The organism is Thiolapillus sp., from assembly GCF_048562965.1.
GTDB lineage: Bacteria > Pseudomonadota > Gammaproteobacteria > Chromatiales > Chromatiaceae > Thiolapillus > Thiolapillus brandeum_A.
In genome coordinates this window covers 1-20,486 of the sequence record NZ_JBHNMF010000019.1, presented here as the reverse complement: position 1 = coordinate 20,486, position 20,486 = coordinate 1, and the positions used below count along the sequence as shown (strand labels likewise).

At 57.4% G+C, this 20,486-nt stretch carries 17 protein-coding genes and 2 pseudogenes; 1 reads left to right on the top strand and 18 read right to left on the bottom strand.

The window, feature by feature from the left end; genetic code table 11:
* Positions 1–61 precede the first annotated feature (61 nt).
* Complete coding sequence (locus ACOCD2_RS02465; RefSeq protein WP_293644455.1) at positions 62–673, bottom strand: hypothetical protein; 612 nt, start codon at positions 671–673, stop codon at positions 62–64.
* Positions 674–874: 201 nt separating this feature from the next.
* Positions 875–1,282, bottom strand: a pseudogene (locus ACOCD2_RS02460) (transposase); the annotation flags it as partial.
* Between the two features lie 128 nt (positions 1,283–1,410).
* On the opposite strand from ACOCD2_RS02460, the pseudogene istB reads away from it, so the two are divergent.
* Positions 1,411–2,088 (top strand): annotated as a pseudogene (istB, locus tag ACOCD2_RS02455) (IS21-like element helper ATPase IstB); the annotation flags it as partial.
* A 783-nt stretch (positions 2,089–2,871) separates the two neighbouring features.
* Here the strand turns inward: istB and ACOCD2_RS02450 are convergent.
* The 16 genes from ACOCD2_RS02450 to ACOCD2_RS02375 all read right to left on the bottom strand — a co-directional run bounded on the left by ACOCD2_RS02450 (position 2,872) and on the right by ACOCD2_RS02375 (position 20,132).
* Positions 2,872–4,374, bottom strand: coding sequence for a hypothetical protein (locus ACOCD2_RS02450; protein WP_293644453.1), 1,503 nt, complete (start codon positions 4,372–4,374; stop codon positions 2,872–2,874).
* 232 nt (positions 4,375–4,606) lie between these two features.
* Entirely contained in the window at positions 4,607–5,068 is a 462-nt protein-coding gene (locus tag ACOCD2_RS02445) for a hypothetical protein (protein WP_293644451.1), read from the bottom strand.
* 16 nt (positions 5,069–5,084) lie between these two features.
* On the bottom strand, positions 5,085–7,391 hold the full coding sequence (gene gspD / locus ACOCD2_RS02440) for a type II secretion system secretin GspD (protein ID WP_293644449.1): 2,307 nt from the start codon (positions 7,389–7,391) through the stop codon (positions 5,085–5,087).
* A gap of 87 nt (positions 7,392–7,478) precedes the next feature.
* Positions 7,479–8,078, bottom strand: a complete 600-nt coding sequence (locus ACOCD2_RS02435) for a hypothetical protein (protein WP_293644447.1) — start codon at positions 8,076–8,078, stop codon at positions 7,479–7,481.
* Positions 8,075–8,656: a type II secretion system protein GspM gene (gene gspM, locus ACOCD2_RS02430; protein ID WP_293644445.1), complete on the bottom strand. Its 582-nt coding sequence runs from the start codon at positions 8,654–8,656 to the stop codon at positions 8,075–8,077. Before gspM ends, ACOCD2_RS02435 begins: the two co-directional genes overlap by 4 nt.
* A complete protein-coding gene (locus ACOCD2_RS02425; RefSeq protein ID WP_293644443.1) occupies positions 8,653–9,993 on the bottom strand; it encodes a PilN domain-containing protein in 1,341 nt (446 codons plus the stop codon). The genes gspM and ACOCD2_RS02425 overlap by 4 nt, the downstream gene beginning before the upstream one ends.
* A gap of 1 nt (position 9,994) precedes the next feature.
* Positions 9,995–10,927: a general secretion pathway protein GspK gene (locus ACOCD2_RS02420; protein WP_293644441.1), complete on the bottom strand. Its 933-nt coding sequence runs from the start codon at positions 10,925–10,927 to the stop codon at positions 9,995–9,997.
* Positions 10,928–11,635 (bottom strand): prepilin-type N-terminal cleavage/methylation domain-containing protein, encoded by a 708-nt coding sequence (locus tag ACOCD2_RS02415; RefSeq protein ID WP_293644439.1) that lies wholly within the window; start codon positions 11,633–11,635, stop codon positions 10,928–10,930. It abuts the gene before it with no gap.
* Entirely contained in the window at positions 11,635–12,006 is a 372-nt protein-coding gene (locus tag ACOCD2_RS02410) for a type IV pilus modification PilV family protein (protein WP_293644457.1), read from the bottom strand. Before ACOCD2_RS02410 ends, ACOCD2_RS02415 begins: the two co-directional genes overlap by 1 nt.
* Positions 12,006–12,458 carry a GspH/FimT family pseudopilin gene (locus ACOCD2_RS02405; RefSeq protein WP_293644437.1) on the bottom strand — a complete coding sequence of 151 codons (453 nt, stop codon included), beginning with the start codon at positions 12,456–12,458 and terminating at the stop codon, positions 12,006–12,008. Before ACOCD2_RS02405 ends, ACOCD2_RS02410 begins: the two co-directional genes overlap by 1 nt.
* Before the next feature lie 4 nt (positions 12,459–12,462).
* Positions 12,463–12,864: a type II secretion system major pseudopilin GspG gene (gspG, locus tag ACOCD2_RS02400; protein ID WP_293644435.1), complete on the bottom strand. Its 402-nt coding sequence runs from the start codon at positions 12,862–12,864 to the stop codon at positions 12,463–12,465.
* Positions 12,865–12,916: 52 nt separating this feature from the next.
* Positions 12,917–14,125 (bottom strand): type II secretion system F family protein, encoded by a 1,209-nt coding sequence (locus tag ACOCD2_RS02395; protein ID WP_293644433.1) that lies wholly within the window; start codon positions 14,123–14,125, stop codon positions 12,917–12,919.
* Positions 14,125–15,855 (bottom strand): type II secretion system ATPase GspE, encoded by a 1,731-nt coding sequence (gspE, locus tag ACOCD2_RS02390; RefSeq protein WP_293644431.1) that lies wholly within the window; start codon positions 15,853–15,855, stop codon positions 14,125–14,127. Before gspE ends, ACOCD2_RS02395 begins: the two co-directional genes overlap by 1 nt.
* A complete protein-coding gene (locus tag ACOCD2_RS02385; RefSeq protein ID WP_293644429.1) occupies positions 15,852–17,723 on the bottom strand; it encodes a polysaccharide biosynthesis protein in 1,872 nt (623 codons plus the stop codon). Before ACOCD2_RS02385 ends, gspE begins: the two co-directional genes overlap by 4 nt.
* Positions 17,723–18,742: an MraY family glycosyltransferase gene (locus ACOCD2_RS02380; RefSeq protein WP_293644427.1), complete on the bottom strand. Its 1,020-nt coding sequence runs from the start codon at positions 18,740–18,742 to the stop codon at positions 17,723–17,725. Before ACOCD2_RS02380 ends, ACOCD2_RS02385 begins: the two co-directional genes overlap by 1 nt.
* Before the next feature lie 88 nt (positions 18,743–18,830).
* Positions 18,831–20,132 (bottom strand): ammonium transporter, encoded by a 1,302-nt coding sequence (locus ACOCD2_RS02375; RefSeq protein ID WP_293644425.1) that lies wholly within the window; start codon positions 20,130–20,132, stop codon positions 18,831–18,833.
* Between the last annotated feature and the right edge of the window lie 354 nt (positions 20,133–20,486).

Genomic DNA, 20,486 nt, shown 5'->3' with positions numbered 1-20,486 from the left:
CCTCCACCATGTGCTGCAGCACATCGGCAATGCCAGGACGGTTGAGGACATTGAAGCCCTGCTACCCTGGAACACGCCTGTCAAAAAAATGCAATAGGGCTGATTGTTTGGCGCTTACGATCCAGTCGGGCAGTGACTGGGTCCAGGTCGCCTCGGCAAACGTGTAGCTGGAGGCGCCGAGCACCCCGACAAAGACCTGGGCATGACGAATCTCACCGCTATGACGATCGATCACCTCGACGGTGGGGCCACAGTAGTCGATGAACGCTTTCTCACCGGCCTTGTACAACTGGCGCATGCTGCGCTTTTGCTTTTCCCGCCACTGGCGGTACAGTGCGCAGAAGCGACTGTAACGATAAGCCTGCGTCTCGTAGCGGGCGACATACTCGGCCCACAGCAACTGCAGGGTCACCCCTTTGCGCTTGAGCTCCTGGTGGATCTGGAAGCAATCGGGCAGGACGTAACGCTGGGGTTTCTCCTGCGCCGGGAACAACAGGGCCTCCAGCGCGGCCTCATCCACATCGTCGGCCAAAGGCCAGGTGACGCCTTTGGCCTTGGCCAGGTGTACATACTTGTAGACCGCGCCCTTGGATAACTGGCAAGCCCGGGCGATCTTGTCGTGGCTCAGTTGGGCCTCATACTTGAGGCGGAGTACTTCGATGATTTTCTTCATTGGAATCCTCGCGGTCGGCATGGCTCGTCTCCTGCAGGCAAAAAACGAGGGGTATGCCGGATAAAGTGAAAGAATTCCAGTGCGTTGGGTGAGATTACACGGATCGTGACCGGGGTTTCCATCATCGTGACCGCAGATTCCAAGGAAAACCCTGGAATCGGTCACGTTCGTTTGGAATCGGCGGTCACGTTGGGGTGGAATACGCATCTTCGGCACATTGACCAGGCTGGCATCAATGATCTGGCCGCCTTTGGGTATAAAACCGGAATACCAGAGTTGCTGATCAAAGGCATTGAACAGCTTCTCCACCAAACCATGCTGTGCCAATTGCTCACGGAAGAGCCACAGGGTCTTGGAATCCGGCACGGTATCATCCGGGTTCAATCCCAGAAACCGTTGAAAGGACAACCGATCCCGAACCTGGTATTCCGTTTGATCATCTGACAGGTTATAAAGCGATTGCAGTACCAGCATTTTGAACATCAACACGGTACCCCAGGGCTTCCTGCCGGCATTGCTTTTCCTTTTCTTCTGGTAGATCACTTTGAGTATTGGTTTGAACTCGTCCCAATCCACAATGCTGTCCAGTCGGGGCAGTGGATCACCCAGTTTCTCCCAGTTTCTCCAGTTGGGCTAACCGATTTTCCTGATCAAAAAAGCTGGGTTGCATGGATTTCTTCCCGTTTGCCTGTGATGCTGCTATTTTACAGGATTAGGGGCAATTAATAGAGGTGCCCAGTAGTTATTGTGATTATCTGGAAAAATGTCTGAAGGCAGAACAGCAAACACGCCAACAGCGCACCCGTGCGGTGTTGCTGAAAATGGCGGGCTTCCCGGCCATCAAGCATCTGGATGACTATGATTTCAAATTTGCGGTCGGCGCACCAAAAAAGCAAATTGAACTGCTTGCCTCACTGACTTTTATCCAGAGAAAAGAAAATATCGTGTTGCTGGGATCCAGCGGGGTTGGAAAAACCCATGTTGCCATTGCCCTAGATTACTTCGCGACCTTAGCCGGCCTCACAGCCCAGCTTATAACCACAGCGGACTTATTGCAACAACTGGATACCGCACAACGGCAGGAGCGGCTCAAACAAACGATGCAGCGCAGTATCAACGGCCCCAGTCTGCTGATTATCGATGAGATCAGTTATTTGCCCCTGACACGAGACCAGGCCAACCTGTTCTTCCAGGTCATTGTGAAACGTTATGAAAAAGGTTCCATTATCCTGACCTCGAATCTGTCCTTTGGTCAGAGGAATGAAACCTTTGCCGGCAATACCGCTTTGACTTCTGCCATGCTGAATCGCTTCTTACATCACTCACAGGTGATCCAAATCAAGGGCGACAGCTATCATCTCAGAGAGAAGAGAAAGGCCGGGCTGGTAATGCCCGCAGTGACAGAAAATATTTGACTGGGTGGGTCAATTCTAAGGTGCAGATTGATAGGTAAAGTAGGTCAAGTTTTCAGTTGCCGTTGACAGCAATGCCAGGTCGATAGCAGCGAGCTTCGCGAGGTGCAGATCGGCGCCTCTGTGCGGGCATCCACTGTCTGTGAGTCTTCTGCCTTCATCGACGTTCCACGTGTTCCCTCCACCTACTCGCGGTCTCTCATTTGCGACCCGTCATGTCAGGGTAGACGGCACTACTCGGCAACTGCTCCTGCGTTGCTCTACCTCCTGCATCCATGCAGTCGTGTGGGTTCGGTTGACAAAGCCAGGGATGGCCTGTATGTAGAAAATGCAGGAGCAATTTTCGGCTTTCTGGCCACCCAATCCCACGACCTTACGATCGCAGTAGCACATCGCAGTTACCCAGACCTCCCGGGGTAAGACGCGCGACCTTTACACTTATATCCGCTGTTTATACGTCCGCCGTTTCCGTGCAAATATCGGGGTTTGAATATATTCACTTCCATACCCACAGCGGCCGACTCATATGCGATTCCTGTTCGTCGGGACAGTGCTTTGCCTTCGGCCTCCTTCAGACCCCACCTCGCGGTGGGCACCCTTGCCGGGCCGGTAGGGGACCTTGTACCCCCAAGTCATCCCCTCGTCACCACAACTCGGGGAGTAGCGCCATATTTGACGCACAACAAAAAAAGGCCGTGCGAAAGCACGGCCTTCTTACTTTATCACCCCTCTCTTCAAAAAAGGAATGGCCTATAGCGCGCCTTTACTTAACTACCAGAGTTCTGGCTAGTTCTGGCTGTAAGCAGTCACAGATGCACCACTAACAATACGCTCATACACATGATCAACCGCAGACGCATAAGAACCAGCACCTTCTAACTGGCCATTACCCAGCACCTTAGCTTTGAAGCCAATTACAGGCAATCCAGTGTAAACATTGCCGTGATCATTTACGCTGTATGCGCTCGCCCCCATACTTTGCCCATAGTTAAACCCGAGACTCATCCAACCATTCTTCCCTGGCATGCCATTGGCATGGAAGGTAGTGTTCGCGGAATCAAATACTGAAGAATCTTCAAATTGAATCACGTTGACCTCATAACACAGATACTTGGAATTATCCCGTGCAGGAGAGAAGTCCACATCGCCAGTTGTTGTTGTTTCTTTCTCTTCACGATCCCAAGCCACGAGGTCAAACTTCTCACAAGCCTCATTATCCCACAAGCTAGCTGAAAGGGGCCGATCCTGGAAGGTATCGGTAAAAGGCGCAACCGCAATCGTTTTACCAGTACGCGCTTGAATCTCATCCTGATCAGCATAGGCCCACTTGGTCGGGAAGGTCACAACCCATGCAGATTCCGCTTCGTTGGCAGGGTTTACACTGTAACCGTTCATAACAGACTGCGCCATCAGGGTGGCTGATACGGCATTAATACCCGCATAAGTGGTACTACTAATCCAGCTATCCTCAAAAACCTGAACCCCCTGACCATTGATTGCCGGACCATTATTAAGCATTACAACACTGGTAGCATCAGCATTGGCCAGAGTAGGGTTGTTGGTGCCGGGATCAGCATGCTGCTGGCTAGCAAACACCGCTTCCAGAGACGTGGCGTTCACACTTACCTGAGTACCACTAGAAACATTAATGACACTCAGAGCACCAAACAGTCCACCGCTTGGAGCTGTTATGCCACTAGCCGGGTTCTGCGCCCATGCACCACCTGGACGCCAGTTGTTGATCATGGTTTCGCAATTTTCAGGAACGCCACCAATATGCACGTAATCAGCATGGCCATCGTTATCTGCATCAACCACAGAGCCAGTTTGTGTTACCACACCCATCTCGATGATTTCGACATAACCTTCACGGGTCCTTTCGGCACCAGTAATATCTCCATTGTTGTCGTTCTGCAGCAGAGAGGTACGGAAAGCTACGGGCGTATCAGTCAGATCTGGAGCAGTACATGAAGTATCGCGGGTCGCGATACCGGCACCATCGCCAACACCCAGAACCACACCAGTCCATACATCATAGGGCGACAGATAGATATTGAAGGCAAGCACTTCGCGGGAGTTGTAAGCCTCGCGAAAACGAATCTTAACAGCCTTGCCTTCATTGTGCGTATTTACGACCTGCAGATAAGTTTCTTCGTTACCCTGAGCAGTGAAATAGGGGAACAAAATAACTTGGCCTGTGCCGTCAGCGCTGAGGTTAACTGCCTGAGCCGTACCAGCGCCCATGGCCACCAGAACTGCTACGGACAAAATTTTCTTTTTCATCTTCATTTAATGAAACTCCTTAATTTAATTGAAAGCTATTCAACTATAGATCTATAGGTGACTAAGCGATTAGCATTTTTTGCACCCAGCCGCCACCAGGACTTGATGCAGCTAAAACAAACCTTACCACACGAAAAAAAGTATAGCAAACTTTTTCCCAGATTTTCGGCATTCCTGCGACGTGTGCTCATTTTACAACAAACCGCACCTATCAATAAACTAAACATCCCTCCCTCTCTTACTCGGGAACAAACCACCAATTACCGTCCATGTACACCCACTTCTCGTGAATTGTGCTGGACCTTTCTTGTCCTTGCATGCCAGAAACAACACCGCCTATGTAGATGTACCGCAGCTTCAATAAAACATCGCAGGCATCTGTATTACAGTCTTTTTTTACTACATCTACATGCTTCCTCAATATCGCGGAAATATTCATCCTGTTGACAAACACAGGATAAGGCATTAGCTTGCGGCGAGCCGGAGAAAGGTACTCATAAGCCGCCTTCCAATCCCTTTCAATCAGCGCCTCCATCCGCCCCAGAACCCGCTTGTCAAGTAAGCCCTCTTTTGTCGAGTGCGTCACATTTGCAACACTTTCTTTATCGACAGCTGGCCGCCCTTCTTTTTCGCTACATCCAGAAGACAGAAAAACAGCTGCCCCTAGCAAAAACCCTAATACCCGACGTGCGTTTTTCATGGTAAATTTCTCATTGTCATTGCCCATCACCTGGCCCATCACTTGCTCTGTCCACAGAAGTCCCGTACAGCCGGTCTCCACCTTTGGTGCGGATTACCCCCGCTTCTTCAAGAAATTCCTGCTTGAGTCCTTGCATCCGGGTACGGAAATCCCGCGTGATCTTCAGCGCATCCTCGGCACTGGTGATTACCCGGGGTGTGAGCACGATAACCAGTTCCACCCGCTCGTTGCCGGCTTCGGTCTCGCCGAACAGGGCCCCAAGGACCGGCACCTTGTAAAGAAAGGGTACGCCACCTTCTGCATTGGTGCGTTTGTCCCTGATCAGACCACCCAGAACGACGGTCTGACCACTCTGCACGGCCACGGTACTGTTTATTTCGCGCGTCTGTATGGTGGGTTGGTTGGTGGATACTTCTGTATCCGCCACCGCACTCACTTCCTGAGTGACTTCCATGGTCACCAGGCCACCCGGATTAACCCTGGGTTTTACGGTAAGGATGATACCTGTTTCCCGATACTGGACTGTCTGAATGATATTGCCGGCATCATTTGTCTGGCTCTGCGTCAGGGTGGGCACTTCGTCGCCAACCCGGATCTTGGCTTCGTGATTGTCCAGCACCATGACCGATGGCGCGGAAAGTACATTTACCAGCGAGTCATTAGCAAAGGCATTGAGAACAGCCCTTACGGCGCCCGTGCTGTCAATGAGTGACCAGTTGAAGCCATTGAGCAACTTGCTGAGCCCCCCCGTCAGGTCTGTGCCGGAAGTAGTGCCACCAACACCGCCGATACTTTGTTTTCCGCCACCGACACCGCCTTCGAAGAACCAGGAGATACCGTATTTCAGTTTGTCCTTGAGCAGGACTTCCACGATGGTGGCTTCGATATGTACCTGCAGGGGCACGATATCCAGCTGCTCCAGGGTGCTCAGCACCTTCTTGTAGTCCCTGGCCGACGCCAATATCAGCAGTGTATTGTGATCTTCATCTGCCACCACACGAATCTCGCCTTCCAGCGCACTGGTATTGCCACTGCTGGCGCTGGTAGGTTTCCGGGTTGTCGCAACCTTGGATTTCCTCGCCTTTTCCGCTGCTGATTTGGAGTTCTTGGGTTTGGATGTCACCGTAGTGCTTTTCAAACCAGGCGCAACAGATCCGGATTTTGTTTTCGGTTTGGAACTCTTGCCGGTAAACAGTTCATTGAGCAGTCCCGCCAGGTCTTCCGCCTTGCCGTTGCGCACCCGATAGACAAACAGCCGCTGGCTGTCGCCCGACTGGGTCATGGAATCGAAACGCTTGATCCATTTGCCCACTTCTCGCAGATATTCCTTCTGCGGTGTCACCACCAGGAAACCGTTGGCACTTTCAATGGGGGTGATGCGCACAAGTCCTCCCAGGGCCTTGCCGGCATCGCCACCGAGGACGGCATCCAGATCCTTCTGCACTTCCTCGACACTGCCATTCTCCAGTGTAAAGAACCCCACAGACAATCCCTTCATCCAGTTCACGTCGAAGGTATCGATAACGGACAGCATCTGTTCGAGATCATGGGCATTGCCGGACAGGATCAGCAGGTTGCGCTTGGGGTCTACCCGCACGATGCTGTTGTCCTTTACCAGCGGCTTGAGGATCTCGTTCATTTCCTCTGCGCTGATGTTTTTCAGGGGGCGGATCTGCAGGCTGTGGCCTGAAGGCAGAGGGACCTTGGAGTCTGCAAGCTGAGGCGTCAGCAATCCCTTGACCGCCTTGGTGACAGGAACCACATGATAGACACCATCCTGCTGTACCAGGGTGGCGTTGTTCATGCGCAGCAGCGTTTCCAGCAGGGGCAGCAGATCCTTGCGGGATACCGGCGCGCCGGTCTGCATGCTGACGCCACCACGCACACCCGGATCGACGATATAGCTCAGCTGCAGGGTATCGCCCAGAATGACTTTCACGACTTCGCGAATATCGGTGTTTTCAAAATTCAGGGTGATATCGCGCTTGTTGCTGAAGACAGGGGGTTTGCCAGTTTTGGCCGGCGTCGGCGGTTTGTCGATCAGTTTGCCGCTACCCGTTACCTGCCAGTCCTGCAACGGGGGAGGCGGGGTTTCGCCTTCCTGAGGAGAGGCGGCGGCAATGCTTTCCGCAAGTTCGGTTCCCTGCCTGGCTTCCAGCACACCGCTGGCTGTATTCATGGGAATGGGCGGACGCGTCAGTTCCCTGTGTTCTTTTGCGAGAGGAAACGACTGACAGGCGCTGAGCGTGAGCGCAATGGCCGCCAGCGGCAGGCCACGGCCGACAAGCAGCCAGAAGCGTTGGAGAGACACGGAGTTATTCAATGTTCGTTTCCTGAATCAATAAGTGCGGAATAGTAGCACAAACCCGCCCTTGTCTGAAATGCGAGCCCCTTGGGCAATGGCTGGTACTCAGCGTTTCGGCATTGCCGGCCTGGGCGCCGGTTTTTTTACTGCATTATTGTTTTTTGTATTTTTCACTGGCCTCTTTGGAGATGTTTTGACCGGCAACACGGGTTTATAGTTCCTCAGCAACACCTCCTCACTCTCGCTGCCGTTGCTCAGCACCAGCTTGCCCTGGTCGATACTGGTCACTTTCCAGCCATCCACTTCCTCACCCACGCGTACCCGGCGTGAGTCCCTCTGCCTTCCGCCCTTTATCAGGGCATATTTCTCTTTACCAATGATAATGACCGCACTCAGCTGTATACGCGGCTTGCCGATTTTACGCGGCGGCCTTACGGGCGGTTTCTTGCCCGGCGGGGCAGGTACATATGGCGGAGGCGGGCGGCGTTTGCTGAAAAACAGCGGCCGCTCGCCAATGGGTTGATACGCTTCCTGCGCCGGAAAGCCGGCAACCCTGTCCATGCTGTCGAGCAGCACCTTGATTTCGTCATCCTGCCTGCCCGCGGCGGTACCGGCCGTGATCTGCGGCGCCTGGGGAGGATAGAACCAGCGCCAGCCCAGAAAACCAAGCAGCAGGATGACGATCAGCAGCCACAGTTTTCTCACTTGCCGCCTCCCGGCAGATAGCCCACCACACCAAAACTCACATCCAGTTCATAGCCCTCCACGCGATTCTGGCGCCGCCCTTTGACGGTGCGCCGGCTGCGGATGGAGATATCCTGCACCATCAGAACAGGCAACTGCCCTTCCAGCTCGTGTAACACTTTGGACAGGGCCACCACATCCCCCTTCATACGCACCTTGATTTCGATCTCCCGCTTGTCGCCATCACGGTCGGTATCAATTTTCTGGGTGCTGATCAGCTTGCCCCCTGCGCCGGTCACGATTTTCTTCACGCGATTCTGCAGTTCGGCCGCCGCCAGTTCCTGATTTTCCGCCGCAATGAAATACTTGCGCTTGCCAAGATCCTGGCGCAGTGTTTTTAGGCGCTTGCCCAGCTGGGGCCGGCTGTCCAGCAGGCGCTGATAGCGCCCGATACGATCCGCCGACTGTGCTGCCGCCGCATCATAGAACTGCATCTTGCTCCACCAGGGCCAAATGATCATGGCCAGCAACAGCAGAATGAACAGGGACACCCCCCCGAGCAGCAACACACATTTGCTCTTACCCGTTCGCAGGTTCATCGGCCCGCTCCCGAGATGGTGCGCTGAGGCGGCACCGAAGGCGCTGCCGGAAGAGTGCGTGAGCGTCCCGTATCCGTCGAATAACTGACCGGTGGCGGCAAGGGAGCCGGCTCGGCAACAGGCGCCGCTGTCGTTTCAGGCTCCAGCCCGGGTTGCACCGCTGCTCCACCGGCAGAAGGCGCAGAGGTTGTCTCAACCGGCGCTGCTTCCTTCCCCGGTTTGGCCACGGGAGCGGGGGCAGCACCTTTCGCTGCAGGCATGGTGGTGCTCCCTTCATCAGCAACGGCAACACTGTCCAGGTCACGGGGAAAAGGCATCTGGATTCTGGCGGCGAGATTGAACACCTCCTTGCCGCGCTGCTGGGTCACGGGAGACAGAAAATGCGGCGCATCGAAGGCAGGCGAATTCTGCAGCAAGGCGATCAGGGAAGATGCCGAACTGGAGGTGCCATTGATGGTCAGGGTATTGCCCTTGACTTCCATGCGCTGTAACGAAGTATCGTCGGGCAGCAGATTGGTCAGCACCTGCAGCACATCCAGCACGGGCGGGAATGCCCGCCACTGGTCACGGATCTTCTCCAGCGACTGGATCTCCGCATCCACCTTCTCACGCAGCTTTATCACTTCGCCCGCCTTGCCGCGCAGCACAGCTTCCCTGGCCTGCAGAGACATGGCGATATTGCGCTTCTGCCACAGGGGCAGGGCCATGGCTGCGGCAAGCAGAATGACGACAAGGGCAACGGGCAGCATCTTCTGGGTCAGACGCCTGAGATTGAGCTTCGGACGCAGCTCCGGCGGCAGCAGGTTGGCCTCGTCCCACAGGCCGGACGCGCTGAGCGTATCCACCGCGATTCCTGCCAAGCGCAGCGCGTTCAGCCAGTCGTCCACACGCTTGCACGGCACCAGCGCCACATCGACTGACAGCATTTCCGCGCCACCGCCGCGGCTGTTGATGTGATAGTCGAAATAGACCTGGTCCGCGGGGAAAGGCGTAAAACGGTCCAGCTCGAAGCTGATCACCTGGCGCAGATTCTCCTGGGCGGCAGCAGGCAATGCCACCGTGCGCTTCAGGAGCCAGTTCACAGGCACGAAAACGGTTAGCGGATGTTCATGGGGCTTGAGCAGGGAGGCGATGGACGGATCGAAAACGCTGCCGCCCAGCTGCATCTCGCCCAGCTGGCGACCGTCGCGATACAGCTCGGCATGGTCTTCCGAGATTTCGAGAATATAAGGCGTCACGCCGGAAGCCATGCGCTCCGCCATTCCGGCAGGAAGACAGGCAAACAACTGCTTGCGGATGGTGCGAAGCTGGGCCAGGCTGGAGGTTCTTTCAGGCATGTCAGCCCTCTTCTTCCGGTAGCGCCACACACCCCAGGGATGGGAGTTTGCCGAATTTTTTCTGTAGCAGCATATAACCTTTGCGTGTCTTGGATTCCATACCAACAACCATTTCACCCTGGGACTTTCCTCCCCCCGGGAGATCCACTTCGGCAAACAGCCGGAAGCGTGTATTTCTGCCTTTCTTGAGAAATGCGCCGCCAAAAGGTGGCTGGGGTACAGGCAGGCCCTGATCCAGCGCCTGCTGCCGGTCGGCCAGATACTGATCGACTTCCTGCGGCGTCACACCCGGCGTGGCCAGCAGCACTTCTCTCGAAGCAAATGCGGGATTGACTGTACGTTGCCGCGCATCCACGGTCAATGCCCCGGCCAGTTTTTTGTACATATCCGCAGTGATGCCCAAAACCTGTTGCAGTTCCTCTATGGAAAGGAAATAGGCATCGCGGGCACCGATGGGCCTGCCTTCAGACCGGTATTCCCGGTCTTCGGCGCCCTCTGCGTGAGTGGCATTGTCGGGATCACGCCAGTCCACGATGGCATCGCGTACCGCCAGGGCCTGTTCTTCTTCCAACCCCATGGACCTGAGCAGGCTCAGCAGCACCTTGTCATCCACCCGGTTGATATCGATGCGAGCATTTTCGGGCATGGCACCGATCCAGATCGTACGCCCGGCAAAATTCCAGGGATGCAGACGGCCATCCATGGGCCAGGGGTTGTTTTCGATGGGACGGGAGCGCCTTTCGAGCATCAATGCCATGAAGTTCAGGCCGGCACTGACCAGCGCCCTGCCTTCACGCTCCTGCCGGATGTTGCCGGTCATGGCAACTCCGGTACGCTGCACCGTGGACATAGCGCCGGCGATGACGCTGAGCAGCACGATCACCCAGAGCACCAGCACCAGCGCGATTCCTTGTTGGCGTCGTGTCTGCATCATTCAGTACCCCGGCAGCTCGAAAGTCATGGGCGGCCACGGGCCTTTCTGGTCTGTGATCTCCATACGCACCAGCATGGGCAGATAGGGATGATCATCCCAGCCATCGGTCCAGTCGGCAAAATCATCGCCCTTGTTGGCAACACCGTAGTAAGAAAACTTCAGACTCTTGATTTCATCCACGAGCACAGATTCGCTGTACCAGGCCCGCAGCTCGGGCTTCTCCTTTACGCCGAGCAGTACCGAAGGCCCGGACAGGGGACGCCAGCGGGGCAGGCCCGCATCACCAGACAGCACCTCGGGGTGATAAAGCCAGCGGCGCAGAATCAGCTGCGTCCTGCCACCCTGACGCGCTTTCTGCAGCCGAATGATATACAGGCCGCCACTGCCCAGGTGCGCCGGCATGGGGCTGACGAACTCCACCGCCTGGCTGTTGCCCTTGAAGAAAAACACGTTGCCGCCTTCGGATTTCACCTGGCTGTTCAGCGCCCTGGCCTGTCTGAAGCGGTCCGACAGATACTGCCACACCATGCTGATGCTGGTGTCGCGCTCGAGACGCGTCTCGCTGGCATCCCAGGCCTTGCCCGCAAAACGCAGGGCGCCGAACAGCAGCAGCATCATGATCCCCATGAGTGCCAGGGAGATGAGCATCTCCAGCAGGGTGAAGCCCCGGCTGCAGCCTTTGCGGGCAGGGAGAACCGGGGATTCCACTATTTATCGCTCAGACGCAGGGTATCGAGGACATAGCGGCGCCCGCTCTGTCCCCAGGTGACTTCGACGTGTACGTGATAGGGCTTGAAGCTGTGGGGCATGTCCTCTAGTTCTTCCCAGGGCAGCACATCCACTTTCCAGCGGAAACCGCCTTTTTCCTCTCCCTGTTCGCTGCCCTGACGCAGAGGCACCTTGTCTGCCACTTCTGCCAGCTTGGATTCGGCGATGATCATGGCGTTGGTGTAGTTGCCCGCCACCGCCAGATTGCGCAGACTGCCACCGAAGGCCTGGTACAGAACGCCCAGGGACATGGCCAGGATGGCGAAGGCCACCAGCACTTCCAGCAGGGAAAAGCCCTGTTGACGGTACATCAACTGTTCGGTTCCACGTCGAGGATACGCACTTTGCCCGTGAGCCAGTCGACATCGACGCCGAAGCCACGTTCGCCGTAGCTCAGGGTGATGCGGCCACCGGTGGAGCCACCATCGGGAAAGAAGCGGATGGCGCCAATGTTTTCACCCTGGGTTTCACTTTCGGCAGTCAGGATCTCGATCTTGAGGTTCGCCGGAATGGCATAACTTTTCTTTCTGCCGGTGATCTGGAAACTGTGCTTTTCCACATCCACGGTCAGTGTGGCTTCCTCCCTGACCGTCAGCGCATGGTTGCGGGCGTAGCGCAACCCGGCGGCCAGCTCACGGGAAGCGGACTTGAGCTGGGTACCGGGGAGTGCGCTGGATATCATGGGCGGCACCACGGTCATCAGGATGGCCATCAGCGCCATGACCACGATCAGCTCCAGCAGCGTAAATCCCCGGTCACGCAAGAATTCAGTCCCAGCTGTTGATATCCCTTTTCTCACCCTCTCCGCCGGGGCTGCCATCGGAACCATAGGAAACAATATCGAAATCGCCGTGCTCGCCAGGGAACCGGTATTGATAGTCGTTTCCCCAGGGATCCTTGGGCAGTTTGTCCAGCACCGGCTTGCCGCCATTGACACCCTTGGTCAGCTCTTCCAGGGACTGGGGATAATGCCCGGCATCCAGCCGATACAGGTCCAGCGCGCCCTTGAGGCTGCCGATCTGGGTGACCGCCGCATCATGTTTTCCCTTGCCGAACTGATCCATGACCCTAGGACCAACCAGCCCCGCAAGCATGGCGAGGATGGCCAGCACGACAAGCAATTCCAGCAGGGTAAAACCCGCATTACTACGATATGTCTTGATTTTCATACTACTTTTCAATCTCCTTAACAAATTCAGACACGACTGCCGTTTCCGGCTGTCACAGCGCCAGATCGTTGGCGCCCAGTATGGCCAGCATGATGGATACGATAATACCAGCCACGATCAGACCCAGTCCCACGATCAGTGCAGGTTCGAGGAGGGTCAGCAGGCGCTTTACGCTGGCACGTACTTCGTTGTCGAAAACATCCGCCACCTTGTTGAGCATAGGTTCCAGGTTGCCGGACTCCTCGCCCACCTTGATCATCTGCAGCGCGAGAGGAGGCAGTATACCCTTTTCGATCAGGGGATCGGCCAGCCCTTTTCCCCGTTTCAGGCTGTCCGCCGCTTCCTCGATGGTTTCTGCGATAACGGTGTTGCTTATGACATCTTTCACCAGATTTAGTGCCATGAGCAGCGGCAGGCCATTGTGCAGCAATATGGCCAGGGTACGGGTGAAACGGGCCGTTTCCACCTTGGCAATCAGATCACCCAGCAGGGGCCAGTGCAGCAGCCGCCTGTCCCAGCGCCTTTTGACTTCAGGACGGGCAAAATGCTTCGAGGCAAAGGCGATGCCAAGAAAAATCGCTGCCAGCATAGCCCACCAGTAGTGGGTCAGCACATTGCCGATGCCGACAACGATCTGGGTGGGTAGGGGCAGCGCCTTGCCCATGTCGGCGAACATCTGGCTGAACTGGGGCACCACACCCACCAGCAGGCCGATCACGGACAGTCCCGCCACGGTGAGCAGGATAGTGGGATAGGTCAGCGCGGAGCGCACGCTTTCGCGCAGATCCTGGGAACGCTCCAGGTAGTCGGTGAGCCGGTTCAGCACGTTGTGCAGCACGCCGCCTGCCTCTCCGGCCTTGATCATGCTGATATACAGAGGCGTGAAGATCTTCCCCTGAGCCTCAAGGGCCGACGACAGGGTGTCGCCACCCTGCACCTTCTCGCGCACGCTTTCCATCATGCGCACCAGGGCTTCATCATCAGACAGATCAGCCAGGATCTGCAGGGCCCGGTCCAGGGTCATACCCGCTTCCAGCAGGGTGGCCAGCTCGCGGGTGAAATGCAGTATCTGCTCCTGGTCCACCTTGGGCTTGTTGCGCCTGAACAGCCCCTTGAGACCACTGCCCGCACGGCCGGTACGGATGGGCATGAGGCCGTTCTGCTGCAGCTGGCGCACCAGCGCGGCTTCGTCGGCGGCTTCCAGTTCCCCTTCTTCCACCTCGCCGTTGGCGCGCACCGCCTTGTAACTGAACAGAGGCATCAGTCCTCCGCCACCCTTGCCACTTCTTCCAGGGTGGTTATGCCCGCGACGGATTTGCGCAAGCCGTCCTGGTGCAGGGTATCCATGCCATCTTCGACAGCCGCCTGCTGAATCTCTCCCGCATTGGCGTGCCGCATGACCAGCCGGCGCAGCTCGTCGTTCATCACCAGCACTTCCGTGAGGGACAGGCGACCGAAATAGCCGCTGCCGCCGCATTCATCACAGCCCACGGGCCGGTACAGGGTTACGGTCTGATCTTCTCCGGTGTAGCGGTCCAGACCCAGTTCTTCAACGAGTTCGGGCAGGGGTTCGTAGGCTTCCTTGCAATGGGGACACAGGCGACGCACCAGCCGCTGGGCGAGAATGCCATTGATGGTGGAGGTGATGAGATAGTCTTCCACCCCCATGTCTAGCAGCCGGGTGATGCCGCCCGCGGCATCATTGGTGTGCAGGGTGGACAGCACCAGGTGGCCGGTGAGGGCCGACTGCACGGCGATGCGCGCCGTTTCCAGATCCCGCATCTCGCCCACCATGATGATATCCGGGTCCTGGCGCACGATGGAGCGCAGGGCGCTGGAGAAGGTCAGGTCGATCTGCGGTTTCAACTGGATCTGGTTGATACCCGCCACCTGGTATTCCACCGGGTCTTCGACGGTGATGATCTTTTTCTCCGCCGTGTTGAGACGGCTCAGGGCGGTGTACAGGGTGGTGGATTTACCGCTGCCCGTAGGGCCGGTGACCAGCACGATGCCGTGGGGCATATCCAGGATGTGTTTGAAGCGTTCGAGGGGCTCGCCATCGAAACCCAGGGCGCCGAAATCGAACTTCACGCTTTCCTTGTCCAGCAGGCGGATGACCACGCTCTCGCCGAACATGGTGGGCACGGTGGACACGCGCAGGTCCAGCTCCTTTCCCTGTACCCGCAGGCTGATGCGCCCGTCCTGTGGCAGGCGGCGCTCGGCGATGTTGAGCTTGGCCATGAGCTTGATGCGGGAGATGATCGCGGCGGTGGAATGGGCCGGCGGCGCTTCGGTCTCGGTGAGCACCCCGTCGATGCGGTAGCGCACCTTGAGCTGGCCCTCGAAAGGCTCCACGTGAATATCGGAAGCGCGGGATTCCACCGCCCGCTGCACGATGAGATTCACCAGACGGATGACCGGCGCTTCACTGGCTAGGTCCTTGAGGGTTTCCACGTCGGCTTCGCTCTCGTCGCCGTCATTCAGGCCATCGAGGATCTCTCCCATGGCGGAACGCCCGGCGCCGTAGAGCTTTTCGACGGCATTGTCGATATCGGCCGGCAGGGCAACCACCGGCTGCACCTCGTGGCCGCTGACTGCCTCCATGGCGCTGATGGCGAACTCGTCGACGGGATCGGCCATGGCGAGAATCAGGCGGTCATCTTCCAGGTACAGGGGCAACACCCGCGATTCCTTGAGAAAGCGCTGGGATACGGCATCTTCCAGCAGCGCCACATCGGGAAAAGCTTCAGCGTCGATGATCTCCAGTCCCAGCTCGCTGGCAAACGCCTGGGCCAGATCACGTTCGGAAACCAGGCCCAGCTTTTGCACCATATGCCACACGGAAACACCGCTTTCCGCCGCCAGCCGCGCCGCCCGGGTGTAGTCCTGGGGCGGCAGCTTGCCCGACGCCTCCAGCATGGCCGCGAGACGGCTGTTGCTGTCCCCTTCGGCCAGCACTTCTTCCAGACCTTCTGTTTGCTCTGTAGTCATCTGTTGTCCTGTAGGGCGCACTCCCGTCCGCCGCTGTGATCGGTGCGCTCCGGCACCAGCCGGGTGAGCAAGTCACTGAGCTGCCTGCAATCATAGGCGTTGCAGGCCGTTTCTGCATCTTCCATGAAATGGGTCAGCTCTTCCCAGGGCACCGGCCGGTAACGCGCCTGCAATATCTTTTCATGGGCGGTGGGCTGCAGGGATTCCTGTTCGTGGAACAGTTCCTCGTAAAGCTTTTCGCCCGGCCGCAATCCGATGTATTCTATCTCAATATCCTCTCCCGGTTTCTTACCGGAAAGACGGATGAGCTGCTCGGCCAGGTACTGTATGCGTACGGGCTGTCCCATGTCGAGTACGAAGATCTCACCGCCCTCCCCGAGCACGCTGGCCTGCATGATGAGCTGGCAGGCTTCGCGGGTGGTCATGAAATAGCGCTCCATGTCGGGATGGGTCACGGAGACGGGACCGCCCTTCTCTATCTGTTCTTTGAATAGGGGCACGACGCTGCCGGTGGAGCCGAGCACATTGCCGAAACGCACGGTGATGAAACTGGTTTCGGAACGGTCATTGAGATTCTGGCAGTAGATCTCCGCCGCACGCTTGCTCGCCCCCATGACATTGGCCGGGTTGACCGCCTTGTCGGTGGAGATGAGCACGAATTCTTCCGCGCCATGGGCATCGGCGGCCAGGGCCACGTTACGCGTGCCCAGCAGGTTGTTGCGCATGGCTTCGCGAATCTGTTCTTCCAGCAGGGGTACGTGCTTGTAGGCCGCTGCGTGGAACACCACCTGGGGGCGGTAGCGGCTGAAGATGCGGTCGAGAACGCCCTTTTCCGTGACATCCGCCAGGTGGGAATGTATCGCCAGTTGCGGAAAACTCTCACCCAGTTCCCGCTCGATGCAGAACAGGTTGTATTCGCTGTTTTCCACCAGGATCAGTTTTTCCAGGGAAAGCCCGGCCAGCTGGCGGCACAGTTCCGAACCGATGGAGCCGCCTGCGCCGGTGATCAGCAGCGAACGGCCGGACAGACCACCCTCAATGGCCTGCCAGTCCAGCGCCACAGGATCACGGCCCAGCAGGTCTTCGATCATCACTTCACGCAGCTGGTCCACACGCACATTGCCCGACATGAGTTCCTTCATGGGCGGCACGGTGCGAAACGGCAGGCCGGTTTCTTCCACGCTGGCGATCATACGCTGCATCTGATCCTTGTCGGCGGAGGGTACCGCCAGCATGATCAGATCCGCCGCCAGCTTGCGGGCAATCCGCGGCAGCCGGTCGCAGTTGCCCATGACGCGCACACCGTGGATCTCCCGTCCGCGCTTGCTGGCATCATCGTCCACGAAGGCCAGGGGCAGGTAGGCGCGTTCGGGATCGCGCAGCAAATCCCGCACCAGCATCTCGCCGGCGCTGCCCGCGCCCACCACCAGCACCCGCTGGGCGCTCTTGCTGCGCGCACCCTGGTCTTTGATGAAGCGGTACACCATGCGCGGCAGACTGAGAAAGATCATCAGCAGGATGCCGTACAGCACGGGCACCGAGCGGGGTATGCCGTTGAAGTCGCGGGTCAGCCACAACAGCAGGGTGATGATCAGCAGGCCACTGAGCACCGACTTGCCGATACGTATCATGTCCGGCAGGGAGGCAAAGCGCCACACGCCACGGTACAGCCCGAACACCCAGAACACCGCCGCCTGCACAGGTATCACCAGCAGCAGGCTGTTCAGCGCCTGCTGCCAGAACCAGTCCGGCACGGCTTCAAGGTTAAAGCGCAGGATATAGGCTCCCAGCCACGCCAGGGGTATCATCAGCAGGTCATGAAGAAAGGCCATGCCCCGGTTGAGCAGCCTGTCTGCCAGTCTTTTCATCAGTCTCTTTGTTCTCTCAGGCCAACCCAAACGATAATTGCGACATAGATTGATGACCAACCGGCCACCACGGCCCATTGGACAGCAGGATCACGATTCAGTGCCATGACCGCGCTGACACCAGTGCCCAGCATCAGCAGGTAAGCCCACAGCACGGTGCGGCGATGGGACCAACCCAGCTGAACCAGCCGCTGGTAGACATGTTCCCGGTGAGCCTGCCACGGCTTTCTGCCCGCAAGCAGCCTGCGCATCAGAGTGTAACTGGCATCGACAACGAAAGGGGAAAAGATCAGCACCGCCACCCAGAGGGGAAACAGCCCGTCACGATCCGCCTGCAATGACAGTGCCGCGGCAAGGTAACCCAGTACAGGCGCGCCGGCATCGCCCATAAAAATGCGCGCCGGGGGGAAATTGAAAACCAGGAACCCCCCTGCTGCGGCTGCAATCATCAGGGACATCAGCATAAATCCCCCATCCCCTGCCTGCCAGCCCAGCCACGCCATGAACCCGAAACCGGTAACGGCCATCCCGCCCGCAAAGCCATCCATGCCGTCCATGAAATTGTACAGGTTGGTCAGCCACAACACGTACAGCACCGTCAGACCCAACGCAAGATAGCAAGGCAGCGTCAGAGCTGTTCCCGGCAGCTGCAGCCTGTCGGGGATCAGCCCCGCAGCAAGCAGGAAGAGGGCAGCCAGCAACTGCACCACCAGACGCAGCAGAGGAGACAGGTCCAACCGGTCATCGACAGCACCGACGATGGCCAGCACCACCACGCCGGACATCATCCAGACCGACAGCTCATCGGCTTTCATTCCGCCCAGGCTCGTTGCCAGTCCCCAGCCCGCCAGCAGGCCCAGGACAAGGGCTACGCCACCGCTGCGGGGGGTGGCCTGCTGGTGCAGGGAACGTTCACCGGGATGATCGAGCACATGAAACAGCGAACCCGGTGATGAAAAGCGCCAGCACAACACCACAGCAACGACAAACGCCACCGGCAATGCCATCCACTCACTCATATCTCGCGCCAGCTCAGGAAAAACAACATCTTATCAGCAAAAAAGCCGCCGTTTCCGGCGGCCTTCCTGCCTGCAGGAAAAACATCCGTCAATGAATGTCGTAGCCCCGTTCCTCGTGCAGCACGATATCCAGGCCTTCCTGCTCCTGGTCGGCATCAACACGCAAACCACCTGTCACTGCCGCCACCACTTTCAGGATGCCCCAGGTCAGTACGACGGTAAACACCAGGGTGGCAGCAACACCTATGAACTGTACCCAGACCTGTCCGCCCATGCTGCTGATGCCGTCGGCAAAACCATAGCCACTGAACAGACCCAGGCTGGCGGCGGAGAATACTCCTGCGAGCATGGTACCCAGCATGCCGCCAACACCGTGGACGGGGAAAACATCCAGGGAATCATCGATCTTGAGCACCTGCTTGAGGTACATGGTAGCCGTAAAGCAGATGCTGCCCGCCAGCAGGCCGATGATCAGCGCCCCGCCAGGCCCGACAAAGCCGGAAGCGGGGGTAATGGTGCCCAGCCCGGCCACCATGCCGGTGACGACACCCAGGGCGCTGGGCTTGCCGAACTTCTTCCATTCGATGAACATCCAGGTCATGGCCCCGGTAGCAGCGGAAATATGCGTCACCAGCATGGCCATGGCCGCATCACCGTTCGCCGCCAGGGCACTGCCGCCATTGAAACCGAACCAGCCCACCCAGAGCATGCCTGCCCCGGTCACTGTCATGGTCATGTTGTGGGGCGTGAAAGGCGTGGTCGGAAAACCGCGGCGTGGCCCCATGACCAGTGCCGTGACCAGCGCCGCGGCACCAGCTGTGATATGTACCACGGTGCCGCCGGCAAAATCATACAGACCCATCTGGCCCAGCCAGCCACCGCCCCAAACCCAGTGGGTCACCGGCACATACACCAGCATCAGCCACAGCGCGCTGAAGAGCAGCATGGCGGAAAACTTCATGCGCTCGGCGAAACCGCCCACTACCAGCGCCGGTGTGATGATGGCAAAAGTCATCTGAAACAGCATGAACAGGGATTCGGGAATATTGCCCGAAAGACTCTCTCTTCCTATTCCGGCCATGAGCACCTTGCTGAAATCACCGATCCACGCGTTGCCTTCGCCAAAAGCCAGGCTGTAGCCGGCAATCAGCCACAGGATCGAACTGACCCCCGCGATGGCAAAGCACTGCATCAGCACCGACAGCACGTTCTTGCTGCGCACCAGGCCGCCATAGAACAGTGCAAGCCCCGGCAAGGTCATGAAGAGCACCAGCGCCGTTGATGTGAGTATCCAGGCCGTATCGCCCGTATTCAGTGTGGCCTCTCCCGCCCACGCACCGCCAGTGGCCAGCAACAGCAGGCCTGCCAGTGAAAACTGCCCGATTTTCATATTTCTCCCCGTACCAGAATATTAACCCCGCAAATGATACACAAAAAAAAGCCGGCGTACCTGAGTACGCCGGTCTAAGTATTACCAAAGGGAGTAAATGTAATGGTTCGAAAACCTTGTGGGGTGTTCATGCCCACAACCCTTATGACCCGCTCCTGCCCGGAAAGTTGCAACAGTTCTGCACAAACACGCCGCTCCCGCCCCACAACTGCACATATCCCACCCAACCCGGCTGTACAAATTCAGGGATAAATTACTGCATTGGAATACCACCAACTCTTTCTGACAACTGAAGTTTCCCAATTTTTTGGAGCAATGAATATTAGAGTCGACTAATATGGCGGATAAATTAGT